Raw genomic sequence first — 11,563 nt, 5'->3', positions numbered from 1 at the left:
TCTTATTTGAAAGTTTTCCAAAACATTTCTTTCGGAGCCCCTGTGTCTGAAAGCACTTTTTTCTGCGCGGTTTGAGCTGATGGTTCTGTTAAAACGGGCTGCCGGCTTAATTCCGGCAGAGGCAAAGGTTTTCTTCTGATTAAACGCTCACCCGATTCTTTCCAGGCTTCCACAATCAAATGGGCATTCGTGCCGCCATCGGCAAAACAATTGATTGCCGCAGCCGGTGTTGTCTCCTTCCACTCGGCTTGCGATTTACAAAAATACAAATCGGTCTCTTTTATATCAAAATGCGCCATGCTTTCGTCACCTGACAGGAAGGGAACCAATTGTCTATGGTTCAGCATTAAAGCCACTTTAATCAGGCTCGCTATTCCTTCTGCACATAAAGGGTGGCCGATGTTAGGTTTCACTGATCCCAGCCCTAATGGCGCCTTTGAACCGGAACGGTAAATGGCTTGAATGGCCTTCAGTTCAAGTAAATCTGTCACCGCTGATCCCGAGCCATTCGCTTCGAGATAACTGATCTCTTCAGGCTTTTTGCCGCTTTTTCCAAGCGCTGTCTGCATGACATCCTTTTGCGCCTCGAGATTCGGTGAAGATGGGCCTGCTGTTCTTCCGTCATTGTTAATAGCTGCTGCTTTAATGACTGCATATATGGAATCTCCGTCTTCGAGTGCTTGGCTGACGGTTTTAACGAGAACCATACCCACGCCTTCTCCTAAAATGACACCGTCTGCCCGCTTATCAAACATATGGAATGACGGTTTGTCAGATAAAAGTCCGCGTTCCTGAAACATATGATGCGCATCAGCATCAAGCAAACTGACGCCGCCTACAACCGCTGCCTCAATATCTCCGCTCCGCAGAGCTTGAATGGCCATATTCAGTCCGACCAGTGCAGAGGAACAAGCAGTATCCAGCACAATACTCGGTCCCCTTAAGTCAAAAAATTGCGAGATGTTAGCTGCTAAATAGTTTTGTCCGCCAGCCACAATCGGATTTCTTGCTTTTGAAAGACTGGACGGATCAGGCTTGTGCTGGCTGCGGCCTCCTATATAAACACCAGCCTTCATGCCTTTCACTTCTTTTTCCGTATAGCCGGCGTGATACCACAGCTTCAGGCTTTCCTCCAATACGGCCAAAGCTTGAGGGTCCATCGCTCTGACATCGTTCTCGGACATCATGAAGAAATCATGATCGAATTGGTTCATATTATCAATGAGGCCCGCGTAATTCGAGCTGGAGTGCCCGAATCGTTCAGGCGGTACAGGTTTAATCGCAGCCCGTCCATCCCGAATTAAATCCCAGTATGCCTCAAGTGTTTCCGCTTCAGGGAATCTGCAAGTAAGTCCGATGATGGCGATATCTTCTGCAAGACCCGCCGTTTTCTCATGACTGGTCTGTTGCGGCTGCTGTTCTGGCATGGGTGCCTGTTTCATTGACGATCGCGCCTTGACAGGTGTCTGTTTCTCAGAAACGTTTCGGTGTAAAACAGCTGATACGTCATGTTTTGATATGAGCCAGTTTGCAAAGGATTCTATTGTCGGATATTCAAACAAAATCGATGGATCAATATCTCCATTTAATGTTTGATTCATCTGCTGTACTAGTTGAGCCAATATAATCGAGTCGATTCCGTATTCTTGGAAAGGCTCATCCGTTTCAAAGTCTTCAGCTGCTATCTTCAGTTCATCTGAAAAAAGAGTTACGAGCCATTCGACTGTTTCACCGAACAGGTTGTGAGTGCTGTCTTGCTCTTTTGTCTCAGGGAGTGAGAGAGCTTCAACAGGCATTGACGGCTGTATAAGTTTGTCCGGCTGCCATACGTTTGTATCCGGGATCGCCGGCAGTACGACAGCATGCCGTGTATCTGATAGAATCTGATCCAGCAGCTGTAATCCCTCACCGTTTGTCAAGCTCACCAATCCAGTCTGTTCTAAAGCTTTGCTTCGAACCTCACCTAAACCGGTCTCCTTCCAGTTAGGCCACTGAATGCTGAAAATTGGACATTTATCTTTATGGGCCTCTGCAAAATAATCCATAAAAGCATTCGCCATCGCGTAATCTGCTTGTCCAGCTGCAAGAATAGGGATGGCCGCTGAAACAGATGAAAACAAGGCAAAAAACGCCAATGATTCGTCTTTCAGCAGATCAAACAACGTTTGCAGGCCTTCGACTTTCGGTTCAAGCACCTGTTCGATTTCTTCTAGTGATTTTCTGATAAATGCCGGATTATGATTGTTCACCTTCCCGGCACAATGGATAACGCCGCCAACCGGTCCCATTGTTTCGTGTATGGTCTTCAGGCTCTGTTCAACGGCAAACGAATCGGTCAGGTCCAGAGACAGCACTTGAACTTCCGCACCCATGGCTTCTAGCTCTTGAATGGCGTTTATTTTCTCCGCGAGCGAGACATTTTTTACTGAATTCCACTGATCACGCGGAGGCAGCTCTTCTCGGCCGATGAGGACCAGGCGCTTAACGCCGTATGTTTTCACAAAATGCCGGGCACACAACGAACCGAGACCTCTTGTCCCGCCTGTAATAAGCAGGACTTTGTCTGCTGAAAACGATACTTGTTTATGATAAAGACCTGCTGTATCTGCTGATTGCTCTGCCAAATATGCGCGGTACCGCTGGCCGTTTCGATAACAGACTTCAGATTCTGTGCTATTAGCATAAAACTCGTCTGCAACCAGTCTGGCCAACTCCCCATGGGAAGTTGCAGACTCCATATCTGCATGTCTTGATGTAAGATGGCTGTACTCGCTTTGAAGCATGCGGTATAAACCGGCTCGTGAAGCACCGGATAAACGAACAGCTTTATTTTCGAAAGACTCCAGCCCCTTCGTTACACCCAAGATCGTCAAATGATGCTTGCTTGTGCGTCCTTGTTCGATTAGCTTTTGAAGCCAGTTTATCCAGCTTAAAGATTGCTCATGTCTCGTTCCGCAACCGATCAGATCGACTGCTCCAGAGATATGTTCAAAGTCAGCAGAAGATACATGATCGAGCTCTTGACTGTCAAATATACGGTAATTCGAGAAATACTTCGAAAGCTCTTCCGCTAATGCCATTGTCTCCTCGTTTGCTAATATGGCAACGGTTTGATTCGTACGTTCTGCCGGTTCAATCTGACAGTGCTGCCACTGCTTGTGCAGAAAGCAATGCTTAGTATTTGGCTCGGAGTAAGGCACTGCCAAACCGCTGTTTTCAGGCTTGTCTTCTTCATTTGGCAGCCAGTAATACTCTTCTGCAAACGGATAAGCAGGCAGACTGATTCGGCGAGGCTTGTGATCTCCATAAAACCCATTCCAATCGACCTGTAATCCTTTCACCCATAATTCCGCTACTTTATCAAGCCTTTTCTTCTCTATCCATGTTTGCAGCAATGCTTTGGCATCATGATCTGTTTCAAACAGCTTGATTTCGCTTTTCTTCGTTTTCACGTGAGCGGAAAATATGCTGCTGTTTGGCACATCCGCTACATAATCACCTAAAGCTTTGATAACCGCTTCTTTGGAATCCGCCAAAAACGCCAGCCGATAATCCATCGCTTCCCGGCCCGTCTGAAGTGTATATGCCATATCCTCCAGATTGATTTCTTCATTTGAATTCGCGAAATCTTTCATTTCTTTTGCATAGGCCTTCAATTGCTGCTCTTTTTTCGCTGAGAGTACAAATAATGTTGAATGATGCTGCTTTGTCAGTCGATCATTCCTCTTTTCAGCCTGGTATTCTTCTAACACGATGTGGGCATTCGTCCCGCTATATCCGAAAGAGCTGACACAGGCTCTTCTCGGTTTTCCATCGGCCGATTCCCAAGGCTTCAGCTCTGTATTTACATATAAAGGCGAATGTTCAAATTGAAAATGCTCATTCGGTGTCGTGAAGTTCAATGTCGGCACCAGCGTTTTCTGGTTCATACACAACAACACCTTTTGAACACCGGCTACTCCTGCCGCCGCAGATGTATGTCCAATATTGCTTTTGACGGAACCGATTGCGCAAAACTGCTTTTTGTCTGTTTTTTCTTTAAATACGGTGGACAGAGCCTCTAATTCAATTGGATCACCTTGTTTTGTTCCGGTGCCGTGCATTTCTACATAACTGATACTCTCAGGATGTATGCCGTATGTTTCATATATGTCTCTTTCCAGATCCATTTGGCTTTTCGCACTCGGTGCCGTGATTCCGTTTGTTTTCCCGTCTTGATTAATACCTGAGCCAATGATGATGCCATAAATATGGTCACGGTCCGCTTCTGCATCTTTCAGCCTTTTTAGTACCAGCGCACCCGCACCCTCGCCGGGCACGAAACCATTCGCACCATTATCAAATGCTTTACATTGCCCATCAGGTGAAAGCATGCCGGCCTCACACATACTGATGTAAGATTCCGGCGTCAGGTATAAGCTGACACCGCCAACCAGCGCCATATCAATTTCTTTGTTTATGAGTGCCTGTCGCGCTAAATGTGTGCCGACCAATGAAGATGAACATGCGGTGTCAATAGGAATAGCAGGCCCTTTTAAATTAAGAAAATACGGAATACGCGCCGCGGCGATCGCAAAGCTGTTACCGGTGGCATTTGCCCTTGCCTGCTGATTCAGCATGACCCCATATTCATTGCTCATAATGCCGAGATAAACGCCGCATTTTTTCTCATTTAATGTGCGGGCGTTATATCCAGCGTCCTCAAAGGCTTTATAGCCTTCCTGCAAAAATATTCGATGCTGTGGGTCCATCAGTTCAGCTTCTGATGGCGGAATATTAAAAAACAACGGATCAAAATGTTCAATATCATCAAGCATCCCCATTGATTTACAATAGACTCTCCCTTTTTTGTTCAGGGCAGGATCATAGAATTTGTCAATATCCCACCGTGATGTTGGAATATCCCGAATCGCATTTCTCGCATGAACCAGGTTATCCCAATACTCTCTTACATTCCTGGCGCCCGGGTACCTTCCCGACATCCCGACAATCGCTATTGCATCCTCCCGGTGATCTTGATGAATAGGAGCCGGTTTCTTCTCAGGTTCTTTCTTTATTGGGTATTGAACGGACTGAAGCGGACGCTCTGCCGGCTGTTTAACAGCTTCAGAGACCTTATGTTGATCTTTCATTTCTTGTTTTCTATTAAGATGCGTTCCAAGCTCAGACTTTAGCATCTCGGCAAAATCACGTATCGTTGGATAATCATACACTTTAGTGACTGAAAAAGACGTGCCATATTGCTTATTCACCGCTTTTATCCATTCGAGCCCGGTAATCGAGTCCATTCCGATATCAATGAATGCTTCATCAATATCCACCTCGTGCGGCTCCATAAATAACACGTCTGCGATGCTTTCTCTAAATTCTTCATGCAGCGTTTCAATTGCCCCATTATATTGGCTTGATGCGGATATTTCAGCTGCTGCATATCGAATGGTTGCTGCAGGTTCCTCCTGCAACGGCTGATGGTGCTCTAACCGCTGCAGGGTGATATTATCCGGTTTAGCAGCAGGTGCTGCTGTTTTCTGTTTCATCGGCACATACGTCTCCGGTTGCTTCGGAGCATCGCTTTCTGCTGTTTTCTTTCCAGCTTGTGTGCTTAACTCATGCGTTAAGTAAACAGCGAAATCACGTGTTGTCGGATAATCATAAACCTTGGTGACATTTAGTGATGTGCCATACTGTTTATTTATGGCTTTTATCCATTCGAGCCCGGTAATCGAATCCATTCCGATATCTATGAATGCTTCGTCTGGATCAACCTCGCTTTGATCCATGTACAGCACTTCCGCTAAGCTCGCCGTCAGTTCATTGCACAATTCTTCCGCCGAGATCGTCTCTGTTTCTGTATCTAATGGAAGCGGAGATGCTGCTCGCTGCAAACGATCCTGATTGGCTGTTAAAGGCTGTAAGGTGATATTGGCAGGCTTGCCGCTGGCTTCCCTGTCTATAGACGGCTTTTGAATGACGGACTGTACCGGAACGGGTGGTTCCACCGTTCTTTTTTCCTCAGCCTTTGTTGCATTAACTTCTACCCAATAGCGATCTCTTGCAAAAGGATAGGCGGGTAAACTGATGCGCCGAGGTTTTTGATCCTGGTAGAGCGTGTTCCAGTCGATACGTAAGCCTCTTACCCAAAGGTCTAACACCTTCGTGTACTTTCCTTTTTGCATCCATGCCTCAATTGTTTTTGACATATCTTCATCAGCGGCAAAAGCGGCAATGGTTTCTTTGTTGCGTTTCACTTGTCCTCGAAAGATATATTCACGATCTTCTGTACCGGAAATACATTCAGTCAGCTTTTCTTCAAGCTCCTGCATCGTTTCAGCAACGAACGCCAGACGATCATTCATCGCTTCACGTCCGACTTGCAGGGTATAGGCGATTCGGTGCAAATCTGCTTCAGCATATCTTTGTTCACGAATGGCATGCAGCAATCGTTCCGCCCGTTTCTGAAGTTTTTCTTCATTTTTTGCGGAGAGCACAATGACAGCCGGCTGTTTCTCCGCTGGCGAACGTTCCTGCTCAGACTTCGGAACATACTCTTCTATTAAAATATGGGCATTTACTCCCCCGGCGCCAAATGAAGAGATGCCTGCGATTCTCGGATATTCAATGTCTTTTCCATTGACAGAAACGATCGGCCTCTTCCATTCTTCTAGCTCTTGCTGTACTTTAAACGGTGAGTTAAGGAAATCAATATTCGGATTCAGCACGTTTGAATGCAGGGAAGGCGCAAGCTGCCTGTATTTCATTTGGAGTAATACCTTGGTTAAGCCTGCGATACCTGCCGCACTCTCGCAGTGCCCAATATTTGATTTGGCTGAGCCTATTGCACAATATTGTTTGTCATTCGTTCGTTGCGTAAACACTTTGGACAGCCCTGTCATTTCAATCGGATCTCCGAGTGAGGTTCCCGTGCCGTGCGCTTCGATATAACTGACAGTCCGCGGGTCAACCTTCGCTTCCACAAACGCCTTGTTGATCACATCTGCTTGGGCATTCGGGTTTGGAACTGAGTAACCGTTTGTTTTGCCTCCGTGGTTAATGGCAGTTCCCTTAATGATTCCATATATGTGATCGCCATCTTCAACAGCTTTAGACAATGGCTTAAGAAGCACTGCTCCTACGCCTTCTCCCGGCACATAGCCGTCTCCGCCCTCTCCAAAGCTTTCACATCGGCCTTTGCTGGACATAAATTTGTTCTGCCCAAGCATCAAGTATTTATTTGGGTGGATTGAAACATTCACGCCGCCCGCAAATGCCGCCTCACACTCTCCGCGCTGCAAGCTTTGGCAAGCCAAATGAATAGCGGTTAAAGAAGAAGAACACATAGTGTCCAAAGCAATACTCGGCCCATGAAAATCAAAATAATACGATACTCGATTCGCGATGGATGATGGATTTCCTGTTAAAGCCAGAGACCTGCCCCGCGCCTGCTCTTGCGCCCCATACAGCTGGTATTCTTCGTACATGGCTCCGACATATACCCCGACACTTCCGCCAAGCTCCGAATCACGCTTACGGCCGAGATGCTCTCTTGTATATCCTGCGTCTTCCATCGTTTCATACACGCACTGCAAAAATAGCCGCTCCTGAGGGTCCATTAATTTTGCCTCACGCGGTGAAATATGGAAAAACTGCGGGTCAAACTTGTCTACATCCTTCATAAAGCCGCCCCACTTGCTGTAGGTTTTTCCAGGCTTATCCTTATCTTCGTCATAATAGAGACTATGATCCCAGCGGTCTTCAGGAATTTCCGTAATACAGTCTCGCCCGTCCCTCAGGTTTTCCCACAATTCATTGATGTTGTCTGCCTGAGGATAGCGCCCAGAGATACCAATGATTGCAATTTCCTCTGTTTCCTTTTCTTTTGACTGCTTCTGCCCTTTTTCTTGCAAAGGAAAGAATCCGGACTTTCTTGGGGCAACTGAAATTTCTCTCTTTTCTGGCTCTGAAACTGTTTTTCTATTTCCCGCAACGGAAGGTTTGTCTGTTTCAATTTCCAAGATGTCCAGAAGCTTTTCTCGGTGGGAATCAATAAAATACCGGGTTAATGACCGAATATCCTGATATTCAAAGAACAATGTCTTAGACAAAGACCCAAATACTTTTTCTAATTGACCTGTTACATGCATGATCATTATAGAATCGATTCCATAATCCTCGAGAGGAGCTTCAGCATCAATCTGGCCGGCCGGCAGCTTGATAACCGAAGAAAGCACTTGTTTCACATAATTCTCCGCTTTTTCTCTCAATGTCTCTTCATCGACTCCTAGGACAATGTCTGCTCTTCCCGTATCCTGACTGCCATTTCTTTTTTTCGTATTTTGGGATTCACCTTGACCATGTCCCGTTTCATACAAAAATGCACGAATCCGATTAGCAACACCGGAAGCCACTAATACTTGCGGCTTTTCTGACGCCCAGCCATGGTATAATGCCTGAATCCCATGCCCTGTTTCCATGGCCACCATGCCTGTTTCTTTTGTCAGCATCCTCGCAGTTTCAGCATCAATATGCATGCCCCCGTCTTTCCACAGCGGCCAGCACACCGAAAGAGTTTTTCCATAACGTTTGTGCAGCGCTGCTTGGCCATTTCGATATTCGCTGAATGCATTCATAAATGCATTCGCCATTGCGTAATCAGCCTGCCCCGCGCTTCCCACTGCTCCGGCACCTGAGGAAAAAAAGATAAAGAAGTCAAGCGGAATATCTTTCGTTGCTTCATCAAGATGAATCAGACCGGCTACCTTTGGAGCGAGCACGGTTTGAACTTCTTCTTTCTTTTTCTTAATAATAAAATTATCTTTTATCATACCGGCGCTATGAATGATCCCGTTCAAGCCTCCGTAAACGTTTTGGATCTCTTCTAATAAGTCATTAACAGCTCGTTTCTCTGTCAGATCCGCTTGTCTGTAAACCGCTTGAATACCCACTTTCTGTAAGGCTTGAAGCTGCGACTGCTTCCTTTCATTGAGCGGAGAGCGTCCTGTCAGGATCACAACAGCATCATTCGTTTGGTTTGCGATTTCATTTGCAAAGATGGAGCCAAGGCCGCCTGCACCGCCTGTAATCAGATAAACACCTTTATCTTTCCATGGCATGTCACTTAAGTGCTCGCCAGCAGCCTCTTTCCATTTGCTTACAAACCGTTTCCCTCGCCAATAGCGAATATGCGTGTCACGCGGACAGCGTCTGTTTTCCTCCAATTTTTCGAATAGGTCACTACTAGACATCTCGGTATCTAATTCAATCAGCTGTCCAGTCAGTTTGGGGTTTTCCAGTTCAGCCGTTTTGAGCAGTCCGGTTAAGCCGCTTAATAGCTGCGGCTCGTTCAACACAGGCACCGCCACTTGAATGAATGTATGTCCCCCGGTTTTCGAGTGCAGCAGCTGCTTGATTTCTTCAAATAACTGTACGGCATACACTTCAAACCGTTCATCAATTGCCTCTGTATAATGCTGCAATACTGTACAGTCAAGATCATTTCGGATGCTTTCCAGTTGTTCTCCAAAATCACAGATAACGACTTTATGTGTCTCGGATACTATTAATCCCTGCTCCTCGGCAGGAGCATTTTCTTCCCAAACGTGTTCAAACAGCAGCGTGTCAATTGTCTCAGAAGGATCTTCTGCATCTGCTTCTAACACTCTTGCAGAATAGCCCTTCATTCGCACGCAAACCTGCCCCTCTTCATTGCACAAATCGATATCAAGCTTCTGCATGCGATCCCCAGCTGCACTGCCCTCGCTGTATGTGATCCGCGCCCACATAGATATCTCGCAGCCTTTGAAGATTTGGACATCCTGTATGGCAAAAGGCAGCATTGCCTTTCTGCCTGCTAAACTCGTAATGTGTCCCAGCCTCAAACCGATAGATGCTTGAAATGCCGAATCTATCATGCTCGGATGTAGGACATAATGGTCTTGCGTACCGGAGATCACAAGCGGCATCGTCAATTTCGCAAGAACTCCGTTTTTGCCGGCATATATGCTATCAATCGCTCTGTGGCTGTCACCATAATGAATGCCCATTTCTGCATAAGCCTCGTAGCAATCAGAAGGTGACAGAATCTGCTCATTATCGTTTGCCTTCAGTTCTTCAATGTTTATTACAGGAGGTTCATCAACCTCACAAAGCACTGCATTCCCTTGTCCGTATACAACCGGCGCCTTCTCTGCGCTTTCAGGCTCCTGGCAGATTTCGAATGCAACCTCACCATTTTTCTCAGGATATAAACGTATGTGTATGTCCTTCTGCTGTTCTGTGAAGGCAAACGGCCGAACCCAGACAATATTCCGAAGTCGGAATCCTGTCGGGAACTGATCTCCAGCTGCCTTTTCGACAGCCGCCCGAACCATTTCCAATAAAGCTGCACCGGGTAAAACCCGCTCGCCCTTAATGACATGATCCTTAAAGAAAAATTCACGTCCTGTGAACGTTGAACGGAAGCGTACTCCCGACATGTCAGACACATTTTGATGCAGAAGAGGATGAAGGACATGCCCTTCCCCTTTTGATAGACGAGTCACTGTCTCTGCTTTAGGCACCCAATAACGCACCTTTTCAAAAGGGTATGTCGGCAAGCTGATCCGCTTTGGTTTCTTTCCTTCGTAAAGAAGGGTCCAGTCAATCGCAGCTCCGTTGGCCCACTGCTCCGCAATCAGATCGAGATTTCTTTGTTCCAGCGATTTATGTACCGTTTCGGCGGAAAGCGATAAATCACTTCCTCTTGACATTCGCCCCATCCAGCAATGCTGAATCGTTTCGCGCCCTTCTGCAAAAGCCTTCAATTGTCCGGTCAATTCTTGAATGTCGGCTGCTGCAAAAGCAACCCGCTCTTCCATCGGTTCACGTCCAACCTGCAATGTATAAGCCAAATCTCTAATCTGAATCCCATCATGAAGAAAATCCAAGAGACGTTTTGCATATACACGAAGACGTTCTTGATTACGGGCAGAAAGCGGGATAACAACGGGCATGCCAGAAACTGACGGCAATGAAACGCCATGCTCCGCTGTTTGAGGAATATATTCCTCAAGGATAATATGTGCGTTTGAACCGGTCGCCCCAAAGGAACTGATACCCGCCCGGCGCGGATAAGGGGGGTTTTTCTCATTTTCCCTAATAACAGGTAGCTTCCACTTTGCTGTTTCATGCTGCACATAAAATGGAGACTTTTCAAAATCCACGTACGGATTTAGTTCTTCTGAATGCAAAGAAGGCACGAGAGTCTGATGGTGAAGCTGAAGGGCAACCTTGCTTAAACCGCTGATCCCTGCGGCGGATTCAGCATGCCCGATGTTTGACTTAACAGAACCGATCGAACAGAACTGCCGATCCTCTGTATATTGGCGGAATGCTTTCACCAACCCCTGCACTTCGATCGGATCTCCTAAGGACGTACCGGTTCCATGCGCTTCAACATAACTAATCGTCCTCGGATCAATTCCCGTTTTCTCCAAGCATGCCTCAATAAGGTCAGCTTGAGAAACTGGACTCGGCACTGAAATGCCGCTTACAGTGCCCACATGATTCACTGCACTTCCTTTAATGA

At 46.5% G+C, this 11,563-nt stretch carries 1 protein-coding gene (only partly in view); it reads right to left on the bottom strand.

Going from position 1 to position 11,563, the window contains the following annotated elements; all coding sequences use genetic code 11:
- Window positions 1-2 precede the first annotated feature (2 nt).
- A protein-coding gene (locus tag ABZM97_RS09390) for an SDR family NAD(P)-dependent oxidoreductase (protein ID WP_367387405.1) crosses the window boundary here: on the bottom strand, window positions 3-11,563 show its 3' portion. It continues 2,122 nt past the right edge of the window; the window shows 11,561 of its 13,683 coding nt (coding positions 2,123-13,683); the start codon falls outside the window, past its right edge — the gene reads right to left on this strand; its stop codon occupies window positions 3-5.

It is taken from the genome of Bacillus vallismortis (assembly GCF_040784915.1).
Lineage (GTDB): Bacteria > Bacillota > Bacilli > Bacillales > Bacillaceae > Bacillus > Bacillus subtilis_G.
Note: the sequence above shows the minus strand (reverse complement) of the source record. Positions and strands in the feature narration are given on the sequence as shown.